Genomic DNA, 25042 nt, shown 5'->3' with positions numbered 1-25042 from the left:
ATGCAAGTTCAATTACTTTATCATACGCCCTTGTCATTATGTGTCCAAGCTGGACGCACTTGTTGGCAAAGTCAGGATAAGGGGGGGTGTTATCTATCGCCTACAGATGAAATTGTGGAAGTTGATCAAGGATTTTTGGATCGGATTTTGAACAAACACAAACACGGGAGCGTGGCAGAGCATTTGCATTATAACTTTGCTATTGAGGGAATCTCTAGAGCTTGTTTGCAAGAGTTGGCAAGACATCGCCACGCTTCGCTCTCTGTCAAATCATCTAGATACACTCTCAAAGAATTAAAAAGTGAAAAAAAACTAGAAGAAAATGCTTGTAAATATCTTGTAATGAGTGGAAATGAAAAAGTAGATCGTGCTTCAATTGAGGCTTTAAAACATTTGCAATCTCTTTTGCTTGAGGGTATCTCCAATGATTTGGCAAAATATGCAATGCCTGAATCTTACAAAACAGCTTTGGCGTGGAGTGTGAATGCAAGAAGTTTGCAGAATTTTCTTACATTGAGAAGTAGTTCATCTGCACTTTGGGAGATTAGAAAATTGGCATTGTCTCTATATGAAGCTTTGCCACATTCTCATCGTTTTTTGTATGAGAGTTGTATCCCTCAAGATGAAATTCAATAATACATTAATGAGATTTGGAGTTTAAATGAGATTAATATCGTGGAATGTCAATGGTTTGAGAGCTTGTATGAACAAAGGTTTTATGGATTTTTTCCAAGAAATTGATGCAGATATTTTCTGCATTCAAGAGAGCAAAATGCAACAAGATCAGGCAAATTTTCAATTTGATGGGTATTTTGAATATTGGAATTGTGCACAGAAAAAGGGATACTCTGGTGTCGTTGTTTTGAGCAAAACACAGCCTCTGTCTGTAAGCTATGGAATGGGTATCTCACATCACGATAATGAGGGGCGTATCATTTGTGCAGAATATGAGGGATTTTATTTGGTGAATGTTTATACCCCCAATTCTCAAAGAGAGCTTACAAGGCTTGAATATCGTATGGAGTGGGAAGAGGATTTTAGAAGTTTTCTGAAAAATTTGGAATCAAAAAAGTCCGTGATTGTTTGTGGAGATCTCAATGTCGCACATCAAGAAATTGATTTGAAAAATCCAAAGACTAATCGTAGAAATGCAGGTTTTACCGATGAAGAACGCGAAAAAATGAGTCTTTTGTTGGAAAGTGGGTTTATCGATACTTTTAGATTCTTGTATCCGAGTTTGGAGGGGGCGTATTCTTGGTGGAGTTATATGGGAAAAGCAAGAGAAAACAATACGGGTTGGCGGATTGATTATTTTCTTTGTTCGCAGATTCTTGGTGGGCAAATCAAAGAAGCCAAAATCCACCCAAATGTTTTTGGGAGTGATCATTGCCCTGTAGAACTAGAAATTTTTGATGGTATTTAAGAGTCAAAATGTTTAAACTTTTGTCTCATCAGTTTTTGAATCTACCTCGCTATTTTGTTGTTAGCTTGTTAAGCGTGTCTGTGTTGGTTGGATTTTTGAGTGTTTGGGGTGGATCTTGGGGGATAGAGCTATTTGTGGCACTTTTGGGCATTTGGTATGCGTTTTTTGCTGGTGAAGGCAAAGTTGTGTGTTTCCTTTTTGGGATACTTTATTGTGTGTTGTATGCCTATCTTGCATTTGAGGCAAGGCTTTATGGCGATGTGATGCTCAATCTTTTCTATTTACCTATCAATATTGTTGGGGTTTTTGCTTGGTGCAAACCACAAAACACCCTCAATCACAAAATCATTATTAGAAATTTGAGTTCTGTTGCATTGGGATTTTGGATTTTGCTGATAGGGGTTTTGAGTGTCGTGTATGCAATATTTTTGGATTCAATCAATGCTTCTTTTGCTTACTTCAATGCTTTGAGCGTGGTGTTGCAACTTGTAGCGTTTTATCTGCAAGTCAGACGCTATGTGCAAAGTTATATGCTTGTCACTTTTGCAAATCTCATCGCTATCATTATATGGGCTCAAATCACACAAATCCACCAAGAAAACATCGCACAATTACTCAATATGATTGTGTTTTTGCTCATAGGGATTTATTATTGGCGTCGTTGGTATCAAGAATCCAAAAATCAAGAGACAAACATTTGATGAAAATCGTAATTTTGGCTAATGGAGAGTTCCCCAAACGCAAAGAGCTGCTTTGGGAATTGCAAAATGCTCCCTTTTTGATTGCTTGTGATGGGGCAGTGAGACATTTACATCAACTTGAGATTAGTCCAGATGTGGTGGTGGGGGATCTAGATAGCATTCCTCCTGCACTCAAACATCAATATCCAACGATTCACATTCAAGAGCAAGAGAGCAATGACTTGTCCAAGGCTTTTTTTTATGGGTTGCAACAGGGGGGAGATGAGTTTGTTATTTTGGGTGCTACGGGCAAACGCGAGGATCATAGTATCGCCAATATTTTTTTATTGCAGCATTATTATCAGTATTGCAAAAACATAAAAATCAAAAGCGATTTTGGAATCTTTGGCATCTATTTTACGCCGTTTGAAATCCCCACCTCCATTGGTCAGCAAATTTCACTTTTTTCTCTCACGCCCACTATGCCACTGAGCTCAAGAGGCTTGAAATATCCTCTAAAGCGTCTTTGTTTGTCTCATTTGTTTATGGGATCACTCAATGAGGCAAGTCAGAATAGCTTTGCTTTGGAAGCTGATGCACCAACAGGTGTGATTGTTTATCAAAAACATCAAGATATTTTGGAGTGAGTTTCTTTTTTGTGTAGTTTTTAGGTTAATCTAGTGAGATTTAAATCAAAGGCTTAAAAATGACACCTGAATTTTTATTTCATCAGCGACGCAAGTTTATGAAGCTTGGAGTTGGGACACTAGTGAGTCCATTATTGTTAGAATCATTGTTAGCAGAAGTGCTTCCACCACTTAATTATTTGCCACAAAATGTGGATATGAAGCTTACAAGCGAACAAGATGCGACAAGTTATAATAATTTTTATGAATTTGGCTTTGGCAAAAGCGATCCAAAGAAAAATGCAAAGAGTTTTAACCCCAAACCTTGGACATTGAGTATCACTGGCGAAGTCAAGAAGCCTTTGCATATCGAACTACAAGATTTGCTAGGCAAAGTCAAACTTCAAGAGAGGGTTTATCGCCTAAGATGCGTTGAGGCTTGGAGTATGACTATTCCTTGGATTGGGTTTGAATTGCGAGAGTTGTTAGCGATGGTCCAACCCACACAAAAAGCAAAATATGTAAAATTCACCACTCTTTATGATCCCAAACAATTTCCCGCTCAAAATTCTTTTTTTGCTTCTATAGATTTTCCTTATGTTGAGGGCTTAAGGCTTGATGAGGCAAACCACCCTTTGAGTATTTTGGCTGTGGGAATGTATGGCAAAAGACTTCTGCCTCAAAATGGAGCACCGATTCGCTTGGTTGTGCCTTGGAAATATGGATTTAAATGGATTAAATCAATCGCCAAAATCGAACTTGTCAGTGAGCGTCCCATCTCAACTTGGGAGAAACAAAATTCTAGAGAATATGGCTTTTATGCCAATGTCAATCCGAACTTACCTCATCCACGATGGTCACAAGCTTATGAACGCGTCATCGGAGAGAGAGGCAGACAAAAAACCCTCTATCTCAATGGATATGCAGATGAAGTTGGACATTTGTATGAGGGAATGAATCCCAAAGAGTTATATTGAGATGTATAAAATCGCGACAAATCTATGGGTCTTTTTGTGTTTTTGGCTCGTATTTGGTTTGGCTTATGCGGTAGAGCAAAAATGGATTTTTGATTATGTAGATCCACTGAAACCCTTGTATTTTTGGAGCGGTTGGTTGAGTTTTGCGTGTTTGTTGGGTGGGTTGATTTTGCCTAATGGTCGCTTTTGGGGATTGATTGCTTTGGTGTTTGCGATTTTGCACTTGAGTGTATTTGTGTATTTTGATTTTTATTTTGATTTTGTAGGAATGCTTGAAGAGTTGAGCCAAAAATATTATCTTTATTTTGGGTTGATTTGTTTGATTGGTTTTGTCATTTTGGGAGGCTTTTCTTTTGCAGGGAAGTTTTATCCATCATTGGTTTTTGTTGTGATGCTTTGTGTGTTTTTTGGTTTTTTGCATATTATTGCGATTCAAAAAGTCGTGAAAACATCGCATATCGTTGTGGGTAGCATTGTTGTTTGTGTTTTGGTTTATAAAATATTTCAGAAAATCAACAAATCCAGACGCATTGAGCGATAAATAGTAATTTTATTTGAGTTTTGATAGAATCTTGTGACTTAGATGCAATGAAATCATCAAATTATGAGATAGGAAATGTAGAGATGGATTACAAAGATACGATGAAACTCCCCAAGACAGATTTCCCAATGAGAGGCAATCTCCCCGTTAATGAACCTCTGGTTTATCAAAAATGGCAAGAAGAAAATTGCTTCGCCTTGATGCAACAAAAAAGACAAGAGTGTGAAGGATTTACACTGCATGATGGTCCCCCTTATGCAAATGGACATTTGCATATCGGACACGCCGTCAATAAAATCCTCAAAGATATGATCATAAAGGTCAATTATTTCCAAGGCAAACTTCCGTTTTATACACCGGGTTGGGATTGCCACGGCTTGCCAATTGAACAGCAGGTAGAGAAAAAAATCACAAAAGCCAAAAAAGACACTTTGCCTAAGCCTGAATTTCGCAAAATGTGTCGTCAATGGGCAGAGGAGTTTGTAGGAATACAATCACAAGAGTTTCAGGCTTTGGGGGTTTTAGGGGATTTTAAACGCCCTTACAAAACAATGGATTTTGCATTTGAAACAGAGATTTACAAAGCATTGTGCGAGGTTGCCAAAAATAAGCTTTTGGCACAACGCTACAAGCCTATCTATTGGAGTTGGGCAGCAGAGAGTGCGTTGGCAGAGGCAGAAGTAGAGTATGAAGAAAAAACAAGTGATTCTGTATTTGTTGCTTTTGAATTGAATGCTGAATCAAAAAAGAAACTCAATCTCTCAAAAATCGCATTGGTGATTTGGACGACGACACCTTGGACTTTGCCTGCCAATGTTGCCATTGCTTTGAAGCCTAACACTCTATATGTCCTCAATGCTCAAGGCTATCTTGTTGCCAAAGAGCTTCTAGCTTCTTTGGAAGAATCAGGGGTTTTGAGTGGAGAGATCCTTGCTGAATTAAATTCTAGTGATTTGGAAGGACTGATTGCGACAAATCCATTGAATGGTTGTGAAAGTTTGATTATTTTGGGAGATCATGTAAGCACAGAAGATGGCACGGGTTGCGTGCATACTGCGACAGGACACGGCGAGGAGGACTATCGTGTGGGGTTGAAATATGGACTTCCTACACTTGTGCCAGTTGATGAGAAGGGTTGTTATAATGATTTGATTATCAGCTTGTCTCTTTTGCCCAAAGAATTTTTGGGACGCAATATTTTTGAAGCCCAAAACGATGTTATAGCTCTGTTGGGAGATTCGCTATTGAAACATCAACAAATCCGCCATTCTTATCCACATTGTTGGAGGACACACAAACCTGTTATCTTTAGGGCAACAACGCAGTGGTTTATTTTGATGGATGAGCCTTATTTCGAAGGCAAAACATTGAGGGAAGTTGCTTTGGAGGAAATCCAAAACATCAAGTTTTATCCTACAAGCGGAGAGAATCGTCTAAGATCTATGATTGAAGGGCGTCCAGATTGGTGTATTTCGCGTCAAAGGGATTGGGGTGTGCCAATCGCATTTTTCATCCATAAAACAAGTGGAGAGGTGCTTTTGGATGATGAAGTGTTGCGACATATTGAGAATATTTTTGCCAAAGAGGGGTGTGATGCGTGGTGGAGTAAGAGCAATGCAGAGTTGTTGCCAACGACTTATCAAGCAAGGGCTGATGAATTTGAAAAAAGTTTGGACATTTTAGATGTCTGGTTTGATAGTGGAAGCACTTGGAGAGCGGTGCTAGAGAGTGATGAATATAATGCAGGGAATTATCCGGCAGATTTGTATTTGGAGGGGAGCGATCAGCATCGTGGGTGGTTCCAAAGCTCTTTGTTGCTCTCTTGTGCGATTAATCACAAAGCACCATTCAAAAAGGTCTTGACACACGGGTTTTGCGTCGATGAAAAAGGTAGAAAACAGAGCAAAAGTTTGGGCAATGTGGTGGCACCAGAAGCATTGCTCAAAAAGTTTGGAAGCGAGATCGTGAGGCTTTGGGTGGCAAGTAGTGATTACCAAAATGACATCAGAACTTCTGAGGCGATTTTGGCTCAAGTTGGAGAAACTTATCGCAAGATTCGCAACACTCTACGCTTTTTGCTTGCAAATGTTGGGGAATGTGAAAACCTTGATTATGGCACCAAACTTTTTGAGATTGATTTGTGGATTTATCAAGTTGCACGCAAAACTTTTGATGCTATTTGGGCAGATTTTGAAGAGTTTGATTTTGTCAGAGGACTTGGAGTTTTGCAGAATTTTTTGACCAATGAGCTAAGTGGAATCTATTTGGAGCTTTGCAAAGATAGTCTGTATTGTGATAGTGTTGAAAATGAGGGACGCAAGGCAAAACTTGCTGTGATGAGTTATATCGCACAAGAATTGTTAGCCTGTATCGCACCGATTCTGACCTATACGGCTGATGAGGCAATCAGATATGCAAGTGGAGCGATCACTGATGGGGGCAAGGTGGAGAGTGTTTTTGACCTCAAGCGTCCTAGTCATCGATTTGCTGGTGAGAACAAGGCAAATTTCCAAGAATTGCTAGAAATCAAAAATGCTTTTGAGGTGGCTTTGGATCATCTCAAAAAAGAGGGCAAGATCAAGAATTCTCTTGAGATTGAAGTGGTGGGAGAATATGATTTTGCAGAGATGGCACAATGGTTGATTGTTTCAAGTGTGGCACAAGTAGGAAATGGTGAAAAACTCGGAGGCTTTGAGGCTTGTGGCAAAAGTTTTGAGCTATATCGCGTCAATGCTTCCAAATGTCCTCGTTGTTGGCAATATCTCTCTCTTGATGAAGAAACATTGTGCAAAAGATGCAATGAGATCGTTTCTCATTGAGTGCCTATGATCATAGGCATTTTGCAGAGTTGTGCCAAGTCAATTTAATTTCTTAATGGAATCTTTGTTTATTGCTTTAATGTTGGAGCATTCTTTTTATAATTTGGATAAAATATCCCAAAACAAGTGAAGGTGTGGCTATGTGCGGAATCGTAGGTTATATCGGCAATGCAGAAAAAAAAGATTTTGTTTTCAATGGTTTGAAGGAATTGGAATATCGCGGATATGATAGTGCAGGGATGTCTGTATTGACAGATGGCGAGTTGAGCGTATTCAAAGCCGTAGGAAGACTTGAAAATCTCGTGAATAAATGCAAAGATTTTACTTCGAGTGGTTTTGGAGTTGCGATTGGGCATACGCGATGGGCAACACACGGAAAACCTACAGAAGCCAATGCACATCCTCATATCGCTGATTTTAGCAGTGTGATTCATAATGGAATCATCGAAAATCACAAGCAAATCCGCGAAGAGTTGGAGAAAAAGGGGCATCGTTTCATCTCCCAAACAGACACAGAGGTGATTGTCCATCTGTTTGAAGAGAAGCTTAAAGAGGGGCTTGAGGTATTTGAAGCATTTGAGAGCACCATCGCTGAACTTAGGGGGGCTTATGCGATTTTGCTAATCACCAAAAAATCCCCCAATCGTATTTTCTATGCCAAAAACTCATCGCCTCTCATTATCGGACGAGGGCAAAATGGCGTGTATTTTGCAAGTTCTGATGCTCCTTTGATTGGCTATGCTGATGAGGTTTGTTATCTCAATGACGGCAGTGTGGGGTATATCGATGAGAGCAACTTCGGGGCTCTTGTGCCATTGCAAAAACTAGATCAAGACAAAAGCTATGCACAAAAAGAGGGCTTCCGTTATTTTATGGAAAAAGAAATTTATGAGCAAAGCAGTGTTTTGCTTGAATGTATGATGGGGCGTGCAAATGGTGGATCTATCGCTCTTGATGATATTGATTCTAGCTTTTTTCAATCTGTCCAAGAGATTGTTTTGTGTGCGTGTGGGACGAGCTATCACGCCGCAATGGTTGGGAAATATCTGTTGGAACGTTATGCCAAAATCAAGACAAGCGTTGTGATTGCAAGTGAATTTCGCTATGCCTCACCGATGATTGCAAGTGATGCGTTGTTTGTCGCAATTTCACAAAGTGGAGAAACCCTTGACACTTTGGAAGCCATCAAATTTGCCAAATCGTTTGGTAGCAAGACTTTGGCGATTTGCAATGTCGATAATAGCTCGATTGTGCGTGAGTGTGATGAGGTATTGCTCACGCGTGCTGGGATCGAAAAAGGCGTTGCTTCTACCAAGGCTTTTGCAACGCAGGTGATGGTGCTTTGGATGATGAGTTGCTATCTGGGGAAATTGCGTCATACGCTCAGCGATAATGAAGTCCAAAAATACATAGAAACAATGATTTCAAGTGCAAAAAAGACAGAAGTATGTCCAAAGATTCACGACAAAATTCGTAGAATCTCCAAGCGTTATTTGCACGGACATGGATTCTTTTTCATAGGTCGTGATGTGTTTTATCCTCTAGCTTTAGAATCTGCACTCAAACTCAAGGAAATTAGTTATCTACACGCAGAAGGGTATCCTAGTGGCGAAATGAAGCACGGACCTATTGCTCTAGCTGATTCTGAGCTTTTTACAGTGGCTTTGATGCCTCAACATTTGCTGTATGAGAAAATCAAAAGCAATGCAGAGGAGTTGAGTGCAAGAGATGCTACGATTTGTGCAGTGAGTGCTGTGGAGTTTGAGGGGGCAGATGATATGATTTATATCAATCCGTGTAAGCATTATATGGAGGAATTTTTTTCTATGATGGTTGTATTGCAACTTTTTGCACTTGAAGTTGCAGTGCGTTTGGGTAATGATGTGGATATGCCTAGAAATCTCGCAAAAAGCGTGACGGTAGAATAAATGAGGACTTCTGTTTGTGCCAAAGTGATGACTTTGCACTTCGAGGGTGTTTGTGATTATGATACCTTCACTCCTTTGAATCAAAAAGACTTTGAACAATACGAGCAGGTGTTGCTTGATTGTGCCAAGATTGAAAAGATGGATTTTTCTTTTGTGGTGTATTTGGATTCGTTTTTTCAAGAAATGCAACTGCCCTATGAGGTGGTGAATGCTCAAGAGGAGTTTCTAGAGATGTTTGCATTGGCGACTTCTCAAAAGGCAAATTTGACGCAACAAACAGGGGTTGCCAAATCAAATCTAGTCACAGAGATTGGCAAAAAAGTCTATGCGACTTTTGATGGCTTCCTTAATTTTTTGGATTTTTTTGGCAATCTGGTGTCTAGTTTGCTGATGACATTGTTGCACCCATCTTTGTTGCGTTTTAGGGCATTGCTATACCATCTCAATCATTCTGCATTTCGTGCATTGCCCATTGGCTTGAGCACTTGTTTCATTGTCAGTGCAGCTATTAGTGTGCAAGGAGTGTTGCAGTTGCAAAAAATGGGGGCTGGGATTGTGAGTGTTGAAACGATGGCAAAACTTGCATTGCGTGAGATGGGTCCATTTATTTTGGCACTAGTGATTGCTGGACGCAGTGCTTCAAGCTATACCGCTCAGATTGGAGTGATGCGAATCACCGAAGAGCTTGATGCGATGAAAACAATGGGTTTTGATTGGTTTAGATTCATCGTTTTGCCTCGCTTTTTGGCTCTTATTATTGGGATGCCTTTGCTTGTTTTTGTGGCAGATTTTGCTTCACTTTTTGCAAGTGCCTTGGTGATTATGTGGCAAACGGGCATTACTTTTTCGCAATATGTCGAGCGTTTTTATGAGAATGTGGGGATGATGCACATGTGGATTGGCGTGATCAAAGCCCCATTTTTTGGTGCTGCTATCGCGATTGTCGGGTGCTATCGAGGTTTTGAGATTCGCGGAGATACGCAATCTGTGGGCAACTATACGACGATTAGTGTGGTCAATGCGTTGTTTTGGATTATTGCACTCAATGCGTTGTTTTCTGTGATTTTTACAAGGTTTGATGTATGAGTGGTGTGCTTGAGGTCAAGAATCTAATCACTGCCTATCAGCAAGACATTATCCACAATGATATTAGTTTTGAGGTGCAAAAGGGGGAGATTTTTGGGATTTTGGGTGGGAGTGGGAGTGGCAAAAGCACTCTGCTTAGAAGTATTTTGTGTCTCAATCCTGTGGTCAGTGGCGAGATTTTGCTTTTTGGAGAGGATGTTGTGTTTGCAAAAATCTTGCAAAGAGAAAAGATTTTGAGACGCTGTGGAGTCTTGTTTCAGTTTGGAGCACTTTTTAGCTCGATGAGTGTGCTAGAAAATGTAGGCGTTTTGCTCAAAGAGTATTCCTCATATCCTCAAAAAATGATTGATGAAAATTCCAAAATGTGGCTCTCTCTTGTGGGGCTATCTCCCAAAGTCTATACGCTCTATCCTTATGAGTTGAGTGGTGGAATGAAAAAACGCGTTGCCCTTGCTAGGGCTTTGTCTTTGAGTCCTGATATTTTGTTTTTGGATGAGCCAACAAGTGGATTGGATCCTGCAAGTAGTGAGAAATTTGATGCCTTGATTTTGAAGCTTAGGGAGATACTAGGGATTACTATTGTAATGGTGACACACGATCTTGATTCGATCAAAGATTGCCTAGATCGTTTTATTGTGTTGGAAAAACAGCATATTGTTTTTGATGGTGCTTTGCAAAATATGACGCACTCAAGCAATGTTGGGGAATTGTTTTTGTGCCAAAGAGGCACAAGAATCTGGAGCAATGATTCTAATTAACGGAGAATTATGTGGAAAGAAATGTGAATTTTGTGTATATCGGTGGCTTGTTTTTAGCCATTGTGATTTTGATGATTGGTTTTATTTTGTGGATTGGTGGCACAAGCTTTGATGATGATGAATATGATAAATATGTGCTTTATTCTTCAAAGGCGATTTCTGGTGTGGGGGTGAATACGCCGATTCGCTACAACGGCATACCGATTGGCAAAGTGTATAGCGTAGATTTCAAGCCTGATGATATGAGCAAAATTGAGTTGAGGTTTAGGATTGATAAAGGTATCAAGATCCGAAGCGGGGCGTGTTTGAGCACAGACACTCAAGGGTTGGCAGGCTCGACATTTTTGACTTTGATTCAAGGCAATGGGGAAGTGGTGCCAAGTGGCTCTGTTTTGTGTTTCAGACAGGGGTTGATGGGGAGGATTTTTGAAAATGTGGAGCAAAGTAGTGAAGATGTCAAAGAAATGTTGGCTGGTTTCAAATCAATGCTTGATGAAGAGAGCGGACGCGACATCAAAGAGCTTCTTGCTGCAGTCAAGCAAATCACTCTCAATTTGGAAACAACGCGTAAAAATATCGATGATTTGAGCATTGTGATGATGCGTGCCATCGAGCATTTTGATAGCAATCTCAAAAGAGGGGATTACAATGTGCGTGCGATTTTGGCTCCTTTGATTTTGAAAGCAGAGGGGAGTTTGAGCGAGGTTGATCGTTTCTTTGGCAAGGCAAATTCATTGCTTGAGCGTTTGGAGAGAAATCCTTATGAGACTTTTTTCGGACAACGCGAGAGTAAGCAGGAGGCAGGAAAATGAAAAGGATTCTGATTTTTTCAGGTTTATCGATGATATTGGCGGGGTGCTTTAGTCTCAAAACCCCTTTGCCCTATGTGGAATACTATGATTTGGACATACCTCAATCCAAATACAAGCAGTGTCAAAAACCTGTGAGCATTGCGATTGCAAACATTCAATCAGCCCCAATTTATAACACAACAGAGATTTTGTCCAAAAAACAAGATGGCAGTGTCAAAAGTCTCCCCAATCTTGGATGGGTGGATTTGCCCAAAAACCTGATCAAAAAAAATCTGATCAAAACCCTCAATCACTCTTGTGTCAAAACCTTGGTGGCTCCTTTTGGTGGAGTGAAATATGATTATTTGCTTAAAGCAGAATTGTTAAACTTTGAAGTGGTTTCTAAAGACAACAAAGAAGTGTGGGTGGCTTTGTTTTATGAGTTTTCTAGAGCCGATGAGTTTCAAATCATACAAAGCAATGTGATCGAAAAACGCGTAAAAGTCAAAAACAATCAAATCATTGAGGCATTTTCTCAAGCCCTTGATGATGTCATTGGGAGCTTGATGAATGCTATAGAATCAAAATATCTAAAAAACAAATAACTCTTTTTTGAGGCGATTGAGCCTATCAAGGTGGTGCTTGAGTTGTTCTGCACGCTGATTGACTTCCTCAAGTGCCCATAAGCTCACTGATTCTGGCAAATCTTGAGCACCCCTTTTGATCATAATGTATTCTTGCATACTGAGTCCTACAAGATTTAGAGCGATCTGAAGCTCAAGCTTTGCATTTTCCATTTCTTGAGTCATTTGATCAATCCGTTGCAAAATCGGATCAACTCTCATTGGATACCTGCCGTAATGAGAGTGTGCAAATGGAGCACCCCTTGAATCTTTTGCATATCATCGGTGATGATTAAGCATTGTATTTTGTGTTTTTCCATTAGCTTGAGAGCATCAAAAGCCAAAAGACTGGCATCATTGCAGAGCTTTGGGTTGTTGGTGGCATAAAACATCACTTCTTTTTTTAGCTCAAAGTCCTCTCTAAGCATTGCCCTTCTTAGATCGCCATCACTCAAAATGCCCAAAACTCGATCGTTTTCTACGATGATGGCACTTCCTAGTCGTGCCTCGCTCATCGTGATGATCGCGTCTTGGAGCAAGGTTTGCGGACTAATGAGGGGGAGGTTTGTTGTTTGCATCAAATCCTTGACTTGGACAAATAGTCGTTTGCCCAAGCTACCACCCGGATGGAATGAGGCAAAATCAAAGTGCGTGAAATTGCGTTTTTTGATGAGACACGCAGAGAGCACATCGCCAAGAGCCAAAGTCAGCGTTGTAGAGCTTGTGGGGGCGATATTGAGAGGACAAGCCTCTCTCTTGATAGCGATACTCAAAAAATAATCGCCCATTTGAGAGATAGAGCTTTGTTTGTCTTTGCTCATCGTGATGATTTTGATCCCTCTTTTTTTGATGTGTGGGAGGACGGCTTTGAGTTCATCACTCTCGCCACTATAGCTAATGGCTAGGATTGAATCTTCTTGCTGGATCATCCCCAAATCCCCGTGCAGAGCTTCTGTGGGGTGGATAAAAAAACTAGGAGTTCCCGTGCTTGCTAGTGTGGCAGCAATTTTTGCACCAATGTGCCCACTTTTGCCTACACCCATCACAATGAGTTTGCCACGCGTATTGAATATGCATTCAACAATGCGTTCAAACTCCCCAAAATCCAAAGTATGGCTTGAATCAATGAGGGTCTGTGCCTCATTGAGCAAAACTTCTTGTGCAATCTGTTTCATTTTCAATCCAAAAAGAAATTAATGCAAAGCATTGGGTATTTTTTGTAGCGTTTGAAAAGGAGCTTTTTGAGTAACCCTCGCGCTTCGATTTCTAGGGCTTTGGAAGTCAAATCTTTTTTGAATGCTTGAAGCATTAGCTTGAGGGATTCTGCAATCTCTTTTGCTATGAAGCGTTCATCTTTTGAGGAAGTCAAACCAAAGCTAGAGATTCTCACTTCGCCTTCAAAATCCATCGTTCTTTTGTTGATTTTGGCACTGATTGTGAGGATCCCATCATTTGCAAGGTTTTGGCGATCCAAAATCGTGTTGTATTCAATTTCACGATCTGCTTGATTGTCGATGAAAGTTTTGCCCGTTTTGACAGATCGCACCTTGCGTATGTAGTTTGGATTGACTTCGATTTGATCGCCATCCTCCATAAGATAAATATTTTTTTCTAGCACACCGCATTTGATGGCTGTTTCTTTGTGTTTGGCGATGTGGTTATACTCTCCATGCACTGGGAGGAAGAATTTGGGTTTGATGAGTCGTAGCATAAGCTTTTGCTCTTCTTGTGAAGCGTGTCCGCTGACATGAATCTCTCCAAAATCTTGATAGGCAACCTTTGCCCCTGATTTTTGCAAGAAATTAATCACGGCAGAAACTGAGCTTTCATTGCCCGGTATGGCTTTGGCAGAAATGATAATAAGGTCGCTGGGTTTGATTTTGATATGGCGGTGTTCATCTGTTGCCATACGATAGAGTGCGCTCATTGTTTCACCCTGTGAGCCTGTTGTCACGATCAAAACTTCTGTATCAGGATATTTCTCGACTTCGTGTGCTTCGATAAACACTCCTTGAGGAATAGAGATATAGCCCAACTCTCTTGCGATTTCTAGGTTTTTTTCCATTGAACGCCCAATCACTGCAACTTTTCTATTGTATTTGATTCCATAAGTGATCGCTTGATAGACGCGGTGGATATTGGAGCTAAATGTGCTCATGATGACACGCCCTTGAGCGTCCTTGAATAAATTGTCAAAGTTTGGACCAATGATTGCCTCACTTGGAGTGGTGCCACTGCGATGAGAGTTTGTAGAATCACTAAGTAGCAACATCACTCCCTCCTCTCCATAATGTGCCAAACGATGCAAATCTGTAGGCAAGCCATCAATCGGAGTGTGGTCGATTTTGAAATCTCCTGTGTGGATGATCACTCCAGCCTCTGTTCTGATGGCAAGTGCTGAAGCATCGATAATAGAATGCGTGATATTGATCCACTCTATTTCAAAATCCCCGATTTGAATCGGTCTGCGTTTCTCAATCATCCGAAACAATGAGCGGTATTTTTTGAGTCCGTGTTCATCAAATTTGGCACTAATCATTCCAAGTGGTAGAGGTGTGCCATAGATTGGAAACTGCATTTGCTTGTATAGATAAGGAACAGCACCGATATGATCCTCGTGTGCGTGTGTGATAATCACAGCTTCAATTTTGTCTTTGATAGCGCGTAGGTAGCTAAAATCTGGGACCAAAATATCAACCCCGTGCATACTTTCATCAGGGAAGCTCATCCCCACATCAATGATGATCGCTGATTTTTCTGTTTCGATGATCGTCATATTGCCGCCAATCTCCCCAAGCCCTCCAAGTGGCGTGATCCTAACTTTACTCTTAGAATTGAGATTGAGCTTGTGGTGAGGATTTAGAGAATGCTTTTGGATTCTTGTGTTGGCATCTACGCTCTTTTTGAGCTCACGATGTAGATTGAGATTGCCTTTTTCATTGGTGTTTTCGATTTTTCTCACCCCATTTTCACTTCTGGTGTCCTGATCTTTTGGATTCCTATTGTTTGGAGAGTGATGGTTTTTGCCACTCCAACGCTGATATGGGGGCTTCCTCTCTCCGTCTGTATGATGGTCGTTGTGCTTGTGCCGTTCATTGCGATAGGTTTTGCCCTCTTGTCGAGTTTCTGGCTTGTTTGGTGTGTTTTCTTTTTCCATTTTTATCCTTTCAATTTGTCATATATTTGGTGATAGAGCGAAGTTGAGACTTGATGGGGTCTTAGGTTTGTATCAAGCATCAGGTCTTGAAAAATCCCATCGATTTTTGCTTTGGGATAGAGTGAGCAGAGATTTTTGGCTAATTTCTTGCGAGGTGCTTGGAATGCACACTTGAGCAGTGTCTCCAAATCGCACAACTCTTGGATGTGCCAAAATTCTTGAGTTTTTTGGACTTGAAAAACGGCTGAATCTACCTTTGGAGCAGGTGAAAAGGCAGTGGGTGGAACTTCAAATAGCATCTTGATGTTTCCAACACTTTGGGCAATGATACTCAATGCACAAAAATCGCGGTCTCCTACATCTGCACAGAATTTTTCTGCCACTTCTTTTTGTGTCATCACAACCAACCCTTGACACATCGGATCACGCAAAAGCTTCAGCACAATATGCGTCGCGATGTAGTATGGAAGGTTTGAAACCAAAAAATATGGCTCTTTGTGCAACCAACCCACAGCATCGCTACACTCCAAAACATCGCGATGGATGAGGGTGAGATTGTCTTTTCCAAAAAACTCTCTATCATTAAGCAAAGAACACAAGTCTTCATCAACTTCATAGGCTATCAATTTGTGGAATTTTAGTAGCCTCTCTGTTAAATCACCCAAGCCAACCCCAATTTCAATCACTTGTATTGGTGTATTGGGAATGGATTGGACAATCTGATCCAAATAAATGCTTTCTTTCAGAAAGTTCTGACCGAACTTTTTTTTTGCTTTATAATTCACTCTAGATTCTAGCCTTTTTAGTCTGGATTGTATCTTTTTTTTGTATCTTTTTATCAAAGGAAATCGATGTTTGTTTGTGCTGGAAATGGAGAAGAGTTTGAGTTTGCTCAAAGTATTGGTGTTGGGCTGGTAGAAAGTGCAATCCATTTGAGCAAACTCTGCACATCTCAACAAATCGATGGGTTGATATTTTTGGGAAGTGCAGGAAGCTATGACCAAGAGATCCCCCTGCTAGAGCTTTTTGTAAGCACTCACGCTACCCAAATCGATAGCTCTTTTTTGAGAGGAGAGAGCTACACTCCAATCCCGCAAGAAATCAAAAATCTTGAAAATGTTTCATATGAAACAATCAGAGCAATCCTCTCTTTGAATCTCCCCCAAGCCATCGTGAATTCTAGCAATTATATCAGCACAGATTCTGTTTATGCGTCTGCAATGAAAGAGAGGGGGATTTTGCTAGAAAATATGGAGTTTTTTTCGGTGCTTGCTGTGGCAAGGCGACTTGCTCTCCCCGCTTTGGGGGTGTTTTGTGTGAGTAATTATTGTGGAAGCAAGGCTCATCAGGAGTTTGTGAGCAATAGGATAGAAGTGATAAGGAGGCTCAAGGTGGCTATACAAAATCTCTAAGTCCCAATGCGATGGAATATGATGAATGCCAAAATGAGCAAAATCAACTTTCCATACACAGAAGTGAGGAAATTTTGACCCGCTGTATAAGCTCCGCTGATGATACCGATAATGATGTAGATCCCAAATATAATATATGGGAGCAACAAGATGAACAAAATAAATCCCAATAGACTCATCAAATCCTCCTTATTTTCTACTTTTGATCCTCTCTCAAAACTTGACAATCCTATCTAAAATCTTTGGATTTTTCTTTGTGTGTTGGTTGGATTATTATAACAGCTGTTTTTTGGCTTTATTTTGAATTTTCTTTTGAAGTTGGTTTGTGGGGCTACGCTCTTTAGCGATTCTAGATTCTCTTGGAGGTTTCTTTTTGATTCTTGGTTTGGCAAAGGGGTGGCTTTTGGTGATTCTAGAATCTCTTGGGATTCTCTTTCTTTGGGTTGGCTTGAGCAAACCACCCTTTATACAATTCTAGAATCCCCTAGGATCTCTCTTAAGGGGGGCAAGGGGAACTTATAGCAAGCGTTCCCCTTATCCCCCTTAACAACCCCCATAACCCCAGCATTGCATTAGCAAGGCTCGTTCAAGATTATATTGACTTGGAATCTTTTTTGGTTCTACAAGGTTGGTTTGATCAGCGGTTTGCATTGCCTTTATAGCTTAGTGAGGTTTTTGTGTTTTTATGGTTTTTAAAAAATTGCAAAAAGAATCTAAGAATCAAAAACAAAACTTCTCTCAAAGATTCTAAGAATCTAGAATCAAGATTCAAACCAAAAACAATAAAACCATCAAACACAATAAAACAAAAATATTGCACTCTATCGTTGGGTTGTCACACAAAAAAGCGGGCAGGGGTTTGGGGGATTTTAAGGGGGATAAGGGGGGTGCCTCGCAATAAACCCCCTTGTACCCCTTATAGAAAAAAGCAAAGTAAGTTTCAATGACCAAAAAGTGTGCTTCTGCCAAACAAACCCCAAAAAGAGAATCTAAGAGATTCTAGAATCATCAAAGAGTGTGCTTTTGCAACAAGATTCTTTTGTATCTATGTGCGGGCAAAATTTCTTAAGTTGTCTTGAATTTTTTGATTTATTTTTATTATTTGGTTTAAAATAGCGTTATGATTTTTTAAGTTTTTGAATCAAAAATAGATATTGAAAAGTGTTTGGAGAGTTTATAAAATGCAGGAAATCAAGCTTAATGTAGTGGATTGGTGGGAAGAAAAATTAGAATATAATTATTTTCTTTCATTCCTTTCTAAAAAATACAAAATCATCCAAAGTGATAAACCTGACTTTTTGCTTTGTAGTGTTTTTGGCAATCAGCATCTAGAATATGATTGCATCAAAATCTTTTATACTGGAGAGGCAATCACACCTGATTTTAATTTTTATGACTATGCATTGGGTTTTGATTATTTGGATTTTGGGGACAGATATTTGCGTTATCCCCTTTTTTTATTGGATCAAAAAACCTTCAAACTAGCCGAACAAAAACATCTGCTAAAAGATGAAGCAAAGCTACTCCAAAGAGATTTTTGTAGTTTTGTAGTCAGTAATGGAAATGCTCATCCCATTAGAAAAGAATTTTTTGAGGCATTAAGTAAAATTAATTTTGTAGCAAGTGGTGGCAGATATCAAAACAATATTGGAAAATATGTAGAAAATAAGCTTGATTTTATTCAATCCTATAAGTTTAATATTGCCTTTGAAAACTCAAGATATGCAGGCTATTGCACTGAAAAAATTATTGATGCATTTGCAGCACAAAGCATCCCTATTTATTGGGGTGATCCTAGCTTAAAAACGACATTTAAAAATAATGGGGGGGGGGAGATAGCGTCCTGATCAACAAAAAAGCCCTGATTCATATAGAAGATTTTGGCTCCACAAAAGAAGCCATAGAATATATTCAAGAAGTGCATCACAATCCAAAACTCTATCTTGATATGCTAAAACAAAAGGCTTTTTTGCAAGAAGATATTATTCAAGCCTATGAGAGAAAACTTGAAGATTTTTTTGACAATATTTTCAATCAACCCTATGCAGATTGCAAAAGAGCAATGAGGACACAACGACAAGAGATGATGTATCCGAAAAGACGCACTAGATTAAGAGTTAAAAATGTTATGAAGTTTCTTACCCTTCCCTTCAAAACCACAAAAAGAAATTAACTCAATGTGATAAATGAGATTCTGACAATATTTGGAGTGATAAGAAAGATTTAATCAAGCAAATAAGAATCAAACTTTTGCTACAATCCCCTTTTATCCAAAACCCAAAAAGTATCAAAGAGTATCCAAAATGAAACAGAATATTTATGATTACACTCTCAAAGAACTAGAGGAAATGTTTTCTCCGTCCTTTCGCGCAAAGCAAATCTACCATTGGTTGTATGTGCGTTATGAGCAAGATTTTGCAAAAATGGACAATCTCCCCAAATCATTGAAGCAGGAACTTTTGGAAAATTTTCAAGTCCAAAATCTTTCTTTGATTACCAAGCAAGTGAGCATTGATGGGAGTCAAAAATATCTATTTCGCACCCACGATGGTTTGAGTTTTGAGAGTGTGTTTATCAAGATGAGAGACAAAAAGCTCGATGAAAACGGCAAGGTCCTTGAGGGTGAAAAATACACCTTTTGTCTTTCTTCGCAAGTGGGGTGCAAGGTGGGCTGTGCTTTTTGCTCCACTGCCAAAGGGGGCTTTGTGCGTAATCTGAGTGCAGGGGAAATCGTCGAGCAGGTGGTGCAACTCAAAAAAGATAATGGACTTGCTCCAGAAAAGCGTGTCAATCTCGTTTATATGGGGATGGGAGAGCCACTAGATAATTTTGCAAATGTAACCAAGGCGATTAGAATCATTGCAGAGCTTGAGGGGCTTTCTATCTCAACAAGGCGTCAAACCATCTCAACAAGTGGAATCGCACCCAAAATCAAGCAGTTGGGAGAGCTTGGTTTGGGCGTGCAGTTGGCGATTTCCTTGCACGCCGTAGATGATGCATTACGCACCCGATTGATTCCGATGAACAAAGCTTACAACATCGAGCAGGTGCTTGATGCGGTGAGATCTTTTCCTGTGGATTTACGCAAGCGTGTGATGTTTGAATATTTGGTGATCAAGGGGGTCAATGATGATTTGCAGAGTGCAAAAAAATTGCTCAAGCTCCTCAATGGCATTCGTGCAAAAGTCAATCTGATTTCTTTCAATCCTCACCAAGAGAGCGAGTTTGAACGCCCAGATGAGCAAAAAGTCAAAGAGTTTGCAGATTTTCTAATCCAAAAGGGGCTATTATGCACGATTAGAGAATCCAAAGGGATTGACATCAGTGCAGCGTGTGGTCAGTTGCGTGAGGAAGAAAAAAAGTTTCATATGAAACATTTGAGAGAGGGCTAAATGGATTGGTTGGATATGGCGTTGTTTCTGATTATCGCGGTTGTGGTCGTCGTCTGTGGGGTTGCATTTTGGAAGTTTGGAAATAAAGGATAAAAATGTTAGTGCATATTTGTTGCAGTGTGGATAGCCATTATTTTTTGAGTGAGTTGCAAAAAATATATCCGGATGAAAAGTTTGTAGGGTTTTTTTATAACCCCAACATCCACCCTAGAAGCGAACACGATTTGCGTTTGCTTGATGTGAGGCGTAGTTGCCAAATGCTTGGCGTGGAGTTGATTGAGGGTAAATATGATGATTGGGAGTGGTGTCAAGATGTGAGGGGGCTAGAAGATGAGCCCGAAAAAGGTGCAAGGTGCAATGTGTGCTTTGATGTGCGTTTGATTGAGAGTGCTAAAGTCGCTCAAAAAATCGGAGAAAAGCGTTTCACCACCACCCTACTCTCCTCTCCGATGAAAACTCAAGAGGTTTTGTTTGCACAAGGGGATCAGATTGCCCAAAAATATGGACTTGATTTTGTCAAGATCGATGTGAGGAGTGGGGGTGGCACACAAAGGCAAACAGCACTAAGTAAACAAGACAATCTGTATCGCCAAAATTATTGTGGCTGTAAGTTTGCTCTGCAAAAGCAAAGGGAAAAACAAGGGAGATTCCCGCTAGAGTTCATTAGCCCCATTTCAAGACAGATTATGCCCGGAAGCATTGAGTATCGCAATGAGGTGTTTGCACGCAGAGATGAGCTAGAGAAAGAGGGTAGGGCATATTTATTGCGTCAGCAAAAAGAAATGATTTGGCGGTGCTTGAGTGCAAAAGTAGAGGTTTTTGCTCAAGTGATTCCTAGCTATATCCTTACGCACTCACAAAGCAAGAAAAATGTGAGATTGGGGAATCTAGTTTGGATCCCTCTAGAAAATAGTGGGGGCAAGATCGGGTATAGTAGGCGTGATGATAGTGTGTTTGTTACATTGGAGGCGTTAAATCTGATGTTGCAGACACAATATCCAAACCTTAGAGCCTTGCAAAAAGAGCCGATGCGTTATGCACAAGAGCTTGAGTTGCGTCAGAGATTGACATTAGCACACTCTCTCAATCCTATCATAATCGTTGAGCAAGAGTATGAGGGTGAATCGCGTGTGTGGATTGAAAGTATTTTTCAAGAAGAAATGGTTTTTGAATTAGTAGAGTGCTAGTTTTGGTAGAATCACTTATCCAAAGCATTCCATATAAAAAGGTAAAAAATGTTCAATGTCAATACTATTAAAAAAATCCTTCCACATCGCTATCCGATGTTGCTTGTCGATCGCGTCGTAAATTTGGAGCCAAATAAGAAGCTTGAGGCATACAAAAACATCACAATCAACGAAGAAGTGTTTTTGGGGCATTTCCCCAAACAGCCCATTTATCCGGGCGTGATGATTGTAGAGGGGATGGCTCAAGCAGGGGGAATTTTGGCATTTGTGAGTATGTTTGGCGATGATTATCAAAAAGCAGAAGAAAAAATCGTCTATTTTATGACGATCGATCGTGTGAAGTTTAGAACCCCTGTGGTGCCCGGAGATCGTTTGGTCTATCGTGTGAATGTGATGAAGCAAAAAGGTGCAGTGTGGCAACTTGATTGCCAAGCCTATGTCGAAGACAAACTAGTCGCAGAGGCAGAGCTCAAGGCAATGGTTGCAGATGCGGAGGTGTGATGTGGGATTTCCTAAAAGTGCCAAAATTGCAAAAACGGCAGTGATCAAAGATGGGGCAAAAATCGGTGAGAATGTAGAAATCGGAGATTTTTGCTATATCGGAGAGAATGTAGAAATCGGAGATGGATGTATCGTGTATGATCGTGCGACGATTGTGGGCTACACGAGATTGGGCAAAAACAACAAAGTCTTTACAGGTGCTGCCGTTGGAGTGCCACCCCAAGATTTGAAATATGATGGGGAGAAAACAGAGCTTATTATCGGAGATGACAATTTAATACGAGAATTCACAACGCTCAATCCCGGCACAGCAGGAGGAGGGGGCAAAACGCTGATAGGAAGCCACAATCTTTTGATGGCGTATGTGCATATCGCACATGATTGCGTGATCGGGGATCATTGTATTTTGGCTAACAATGCAACTTTGGGGGGGCATGTCGAGCTTGGGGATTATGTCAATATCGGGGGCATTACAGCAGTGCATCAGTTTTGCAAAATTGGCGATGGAGCAATGGTTGCAGGGTGTTCGGCTTTGTCTCAAGACATTCCTCCATTTTGTATCGCAGAAGGCAATAGAGCGGTGATTCGTGGTCTGAATCGACATCGATTGAGATTGCTTTTTGAGCATACGCAAATCGATGAAATTTCTATGCTTTACAAAAAACTATTTTCTCGTGTTGCCCCTATCAAAGAGTTGGCAGAAGAGGAGCTTGCCAAAAACCCTTCAGAAAATATTGCTAGAATTTGTCATTTTGTTTTGGAATCAACGCGAGGGATTCCTTTCAGGAAAGGAAAAGAGAGTGAATAAAGAATATCAGTGCAGTTTTTGTGGGAAGCTATATCCACGAGAAGCTGTGATCATTAGTGATGAAGAGATTTCCCAACAAAAAGCTTGTATTTGTGGCGTATGTCTCAATGCGATTGATCGGCTTTTTGATACGGCGATACTAGAGGCACACGCTTCAGAAGAGGTGGCGGTGGATTTGCCCACCCCCAAAGAACTCAAAGCCACGCTTGATCGCTATGTGATTGGGCAAGAAGAAGCCAAAAAGATTTTGAGTGTCGCAGTTTATAACCATTACAAAAGGATTTATAGTCAAGAATACGATGGGGCATTTGCTGATGTGGATATTGCCAAATCCAATGTGCTGTTTATCGGTCCAACAGGCAGTGGAAAAACTCTAATGGCACAGACTTTGGCAAAAACGCTGGGTGTGCCTATCGCTATTTGTGATGCGACTTCTTTGACAGAGGCAGGTTATGTCGGCGAAGATGTAGAAAACATTTTGACAAGATTGCTCCAAGCTGCTGATGGCGATGTGGAGAGGGCAGAGAGAGGGATTGTTTTTATCGATGAGGTGGATAAAATCTCAAGGCTTTCTGAAAATCGCTCGATTACTAGAGATGTGTCTGGTGAAGGGGTGCAACAAGCATTGCTCAAAATCATTGAGGGGAGCCTTGTCAATGTCCCTCCAAAAGGTGGCAGGAAGCACCCTCATCAAGATTTTATTCAAATCAATACCCAAAACATTCTCTTTTTGTGTGGTGGGGCATTTGATGGGTTGGAAGAAATCATCAAAAAACGAATGAATGGCAAAACTCTTGGGTTTTCACAAGAGCAAAGTTCGCGACATTCTGAAGAGGATCTCTTGCATTTGGTGCAATCTGAAGATTTGGTGCATTATGGTTTGATCCCAGAGTTGATTGGGCGTTTGCCTGTGGTGGCAACTTTGCAGGAAATCACACTAGAAGCGATGGTGGAGATTTTGCGTAAGCCACAGAATGCATTGATCAAGCAATATCAAAAAATCTTTGACATTGATGGATCAAAATTGGAATTCACCAATGGGGCGTTGGAGGAGATTGCCCAAATGGCGATTGCTAGGAAGACGGGGGCAAGGGGCTTGAGAAGCATTTTGGAAGACTTGTTGAATGAAGTGATGTTTGATTTGCCATCCAAAAAAAAGGCGTATGTGATAGGGCGTGCCAATGTTTTGAGGCAAGAGGAGATTGTCCCTTGTGCGATTGAAGACTTGAGTTGCGTATTGGAAGCTACAAAAAAACAAGACAATCGATTAAAGAAAAAAAAGAAGGAGAATTAATGATTTTAGATCGTTTTATTGGAATCTTTTCACACGATATTGCTATTGATTTGGGGACTGCTAACACGGTGGTGTCTGTCAGAGGGCAAGGGATCATCATCAATGAGCCATCTATCATCGCTGTGCAAAATGATCGCCATACTGCACGAGGGAAACTCCTAGCAGTGGGCAATGCGGCAAAAGAAATGGTAGGGAAAACCCCGGGAAGCATCTATGCGATTCGTCCGATGAAAGATGGCGTGATTGCTGATTTTGATATGACAGAAAAGATGATTCGCTATTTTGTAGAAAAAGCACACAAAAGAAAAGCACTTGTGCGTCCAAGGATTATGGTGTGTGTGCCTTATGGCTTGACAGGGGTGGAGAGAAAGGCTGTGAGAGAATCAGCAATGAGTGCAGGGGCAAGAGAGGTGTTTTTGATTGAAGAGCCTATGGCAGCTGCTATCGGTGCGGGGTTGCCTGTGAGAGAACCCCAAGGAAGCCTCGTGGTGGATATTGGCGGGGGAACTACAGAGATTGGAGTGATTTCACTAGGCGGACTTGTGATCGCCAAGTCTTTGCGTGTGGCAGGAGACAAATTGGATGTGGCGATTGTGGAGTATGTACGCACAAACTACAATTTGTTTATCGGAGAGCGGACCGGAGAGGAGATCAAAATCCAGATTGGTGCGGCTATCGCTCTAGAGCAACCCTTGAAAATGCAGGTGAGAGGCAAGGATCAAGTAAGTGGATTGCTCAACACCATTGAGCTTACAAGTGAAGATGTGCGTGAAGCCATCAAAACACAACTCAAAGAAATTGGCAACGCACTGAAATCTGTGTTGGAATCCATGCCACCAGATTTGGCAGGAGATATTGTAGAAAATGGCGTGGTGCTTACAGGTGGAGGGGCGCTCATCCGTGGTCTTGATGTGTATCTCTCTGATCTTGTGAAACTTCCAGTGTATGTCGCAGAAGAGCCTCTATTGTGCGTGGCAAAAGGCACAAGCCGTGCTATAGAAGAGATTGATCTCTTGGAGCAATTAGTTTTTGAATAAGA

The 25042-nt window shown here is 40.7% G+C and carries 26 protein-coding genes; 21 read left to right on the top strand and 5 right to left on the bottom strand.

Annotation, left to right across the window (positions count from 1 at the left end; translation table 11 throughout):
• The 12 genes from thyX (at position 1) to BBW65_RS04825 (ending at position 12234) form a co-directional block, all read left to right on the top strand.
• Entirely contained in the window at positions 1–636 is a 636-nt protein-coding gene (gene thyX, locus BBW65_RS04880) for an FAD-dependent thymidylate synthase (protein ID WP_066340510.1), read from the top strand.
• Positions 637–661: 25 nt separating this feature from the next.
• On the top strand, positions 662–1423 hold the full coding sequence (locus tag BBW65_RS04875; RefSeq protein ID WP_066340508.1) for an exodeoxyribonuclease III: 762 nt from the start codon (positions 662–664) through the stop codon (positions 1421–1423).
• Between the two features lie 8 nt (positions 1424–1431).
• Positions 1432–2124, top strand: coding sequence for a nicotinamide riboside transporter PnuC (pnuC, locus tag BBW65_RS04870; RefSeq protein ID WP_066340505.1), 693 nt, complete (start codon positions 1432–1434; stop codon positions 2122–2124).
• Positions 2124–2750, top strand: coding sequence for a thiamine diphosphokinase (locus tag BBW65_RS04865; protein WP_066340503.1), 627 nt, complete (start codon positions 2124–2126; stop codon positions 2748–2750). Before pnuC ends, BBW65_RS04865 begins: the two co-directional genes overlap by 1 nt.
• 59 nt (positions 2751–2809) lie before the next feature.
• Positions 2810–3706, top strand: a complete 897-nt coding sequence (gene msrP, locus BBW65_RS04860; RefSeq protein ID WP_066340500.1) for a protein-methionine-sulfoxide reductase catalytic subunit MsrP — start codon at positions 2810–2812, stop codon at positions 3704–3706.
• 1 nt (position 3707) lies between these two features.
• Positions 3708–4247 carry a hypothetical protein gene (locus tag BBW65_RS04855; RefSeq protein ID WP_066340499.1) on the top strand — a complete coding sequence of 180 codons (540 nt, stop codon included), beginning with the start codon at positions 3708–3710 and terminating at the stop codon, positions 4245–4247.
• Positions 4248–4330: 83 nt separating this feature from the next.
• Positions 4331–7066, top strand: a complete 2736-nt coding sequence (gene ileS, locus BBW65_RS04850; protein ID WP_066340497.1) for an isoleucine--tRNA ligase — start codon at positions 4331–4333, stop codon at positions 7064–7066.
• A gap of 140 nt (positions 7067–7206) precedes the next feature.
• Complete coding sequence (gene glmS, locus BBW65_RS04845; protein WP_066340495.1) at positions 7207–8994, top strand: glutamine--fructose-6-phosphate transaminase (isomerizing); 1788 nt, start codon at positions 7207–7209, stop codon at positions 8992–8994.
• Positions 8995–10080: an MlaE family ABC transporter permease gene (locus BBW65_RS04840; protein ID WP_066340493.1), complete on the top strand. Its 1086-nt coding sequence runs from the start codon at positions 8995–8997 to the stop codon at positions 10078–10080.
• On the top strand, positions 10077–10838 hold the full coding sequence (locus BBW65_RS04835; RefSeq protein WP_066340492.1) for an ABC transporter ATP-binding protein: 762 nt from the start codon (positions 10077–10079) through the stop codon (positions 10836–10838). The genes BBW65_RS04840 and BBW65_RS04835 overlap by 4 nt, the downstream gene beginning before the upstream one ends.
• Before the next feature lie 11 nt (positions 10839–10849).
• On the top strand, positions 10850–11650 hold the full coding sequence (locus BBW65_RS04830) for an MlaD family protein (protein ID WP_066340490.1): 801 nt from the start codon (positions 10850–10852) through the stop codon (positions 11648–11650).
• Positions 11647–12234: an ABC-type transport auxiliary lipoprotein family protein gene (locus BBW65_RS04825; RefSeq protein WP_066340488.1), complete on the top strand. Its 588-nt coding sequence runs from the start codon at positions 11647–11649 to the stop codon at positions 12232–12234. Before BBW65_RS04830 ends, BBW65_RS04825 begins: the two co-directional genes overlap by 4 nt.
• On the opposite strand, the gene BBW65_RS04820 is transcribed toward BBW65_RS04825, so the two are convergent.
• Genes BBW65_RS04820 through rsmA form a run of 4 tightly spaced genes read right to left on the bottom strand, consistent with a single transcriptional unit; the run spans position 12220 to position 16194 of the window.
• Complete coding sequence (locus tag BBW65_RS04820) at positions 12220–12474, bottom strand: DUF2443 family protein (protein ID WP_083986078.1); 255 nt, start codon at positions 12472–12474, stop codon at positions 12220–12222. The genes BBW65_RS04825 and BBW65_RS04820 overlap by 15 nt on opposite strands.
• Positions 12471–13427: a KpsF/GutQ family sugar-phosphate isomerase gene (locus tag BBW65_RS04815; RefSeq protein WP_066340486.1), complete on the bottom strand. Its 957-nt coding sequence runs from the start codon at positions 13425–13427 to the stop codon at positions 12471–12473. Before BBW65_RS04815 ends, BBW65_RS04820 begins: the two co-directional genes overlap by 4 nt.
• Positions 13428–13429: 2 nt before the next feature.
• The gene (locus BBW65_RS04810; RefSeq protein ID WP_066340484.1) at positions 13430–15409 is read right to left on the bottom strand and encodes a ribonuclease J; all 1980 of its coding nucleotides are present in this window, start codon (positions 15407–15409) and stop codon (positions 13430–13432) included.
• Positions 15410–15411: 2 nt separating this feature from the next.
• Positions 15412–16194 (bottom strand): 16S rRNA (adenine(1518)-N(6)/adenine(1519)-N(6))-dimethyltransferase RsmA, encoded by a 783-nt coding sequence (rsmA, locus tag BBW65_RS04805; protein WP_233702013.1) that lies wholly within the window; start codon positions 16192–16194, stop codon positions 15412–15414.
• Between the two features lie 66 nt (positions 16195–16260).
• Here rsmA and BBW65_RS04800 point away from each other — a divergent pair, with 66 nt between their 5' ends.
• Complete coding sequence (locus tag BBW65_RS04800; protein WP_066340482.1) at positions 16261–16821, top strand: 5'-methylthioadenosine/S-adenosylhomocysteine nucleosidase family protein; 561 nt, start codon at positions 16261–16263, stop codon at positions 16819–16821.
• On the opposite strand, the gene BBW65_RS04795 is transcribed toward BBW65_RS04800, so the two are convergent.
• The gene (locus tag BBW65_RS04795; RefSeq protein WP_066340479.1) at positions 16818–17000 is read right to left on the bottom strand and encodes a hypothetical protein; all 183 of its coding nucleotides are present in this window, start codon (positions 16998–17000) and stop codon (positions 16818–16820) included. The genes BBW65_RS04800 and BBW65_RS04795 overlap by 4 nt on opposite strands.
• A 1002-nt stretch (positions 17001–18002) precedes the next feature.
• Here BBW65_RS04795 and BBW65_RS04780 point away from each other — a divergent pair.
• The 8 genes from BBW65_RS04780 to BBW65_RS04745 all read left to right on the top strand — a co-directional run bounded on the left by BBW65_RS04780 (position 18003) and on the right by BBW65_RS04745 (position 25040).
• Positions 18003–18668 (top strand): glycosyltransferase family 10 domain-containing protein, encoded by a 666-nt coding sequence (locus tag BBW65_RS04780; protein WP_066340473.1) that lies wholly within the window; start codon positions 18003–18005, stop codon positions 18666–18668.
• 122 nt (positions 18669–18790) lie between these two features.
• Positions 18791–18994 carry a hypothetical protein gene (locus BBW65_RS04775; RefSeq protein WP_199919388.1) on the top strand — a complete coding sequence of 68 codons (204 nt, stop codon included), beginning with the start codon at positions 18791–18793 and terminating at the stop codon, positions 18992–18994.
• Between the two features lie 130 nt (positions 18995–19124).
• Positions 19125–20213, top strand: a complete 1089-nt coding sequence (rlmN, locus tag BBW65_RS04770; RefSeq protein WP_066340467.1) for a 23S rRNA (adenine(2503)-C(2))-methyltransferase RlmN — start codon at positions 19125–19127, stop codon at positions 20211–20213.
• Between the two features lie 95 nt (positions 20214–20308).
• Entirely contained in the window at positions 20309–21400 is a 1092-nt protein-coding gene (locus tag BBW65_RS04765) for an epoxyqueuosine reductase QueH (RefSeq protein WP_066340465.1), read from the top strand.
• A 48-nt stretch (positions 21401–21448) separates the two neighbouring features.
• Positions 21449–21901 carry a 3-hydroxyacyl-ACP dehydratase FabZ gene (gene fabZ, locus BBW65_RS04760; RefSeq protein ID WP_066340463.1) on the top strand — a complete coding sequence of 151 codons (453 nt, stop codon included), beginning with the start codon at positions 21449–21451 and terminating at the stop codon, positions 21899–21901.
• Position 21902: 1 nt separating this feature from the next.
• Positions 21903–22709, top strand: a complete 807-nt coding sequence (lpxA, locus tag BBW65_RS08025) for an acyl-ACP--UDP-N-acetylglucosamine O-acyltransferase (protein WP_233702012.1) — start codon at positions 21903–21905, stop codon at positions 22707–22709.
• Positions 22702–24003: an ATP-dependent protease ATP-binding subunit ClpX gene (clpX, locus tag BBW65_RS04750; RefSeq protein WP_066340460.1), complete on the top strand. Its 1302-nt coding sequence runs from the start codon at positions 22702–22704 to the stop codon at positions 24001–24003. Before lpxA ends, clpX begins: the two co-directional genes overlap by 8 nt.
• Complete coding sequence (locus BBW65_RS04745) at positions 24003–25040, top strand: rod shape-determining protein (protein WP_066340458.1); 1038 nt, start codon at positions 24003–24005, stop codon at positions 25038–25040. The genes clpX and BBW65_RS04745 overlap by 1 nt, the downstream gene beginning before the upstream one ends.
• Positions 25041–25042: the final 2 nt, after the last annotated feature.

The organism is Helicobacter enhydrae, from assembly GCF_001693335.1.
In the GTDB taxonomy this organism is placed as follows: Bacteria; Campylobacterota; Campylobacteria; order Campylobacterales; family Helicobacteraceae; genus Helicobacter_G; species Helicobacter_G enhydrae.
Note: the sequence above shows the minus strand (reverse complement) of the source record. Positions and strands in the feature narration are given on the sequence as shown.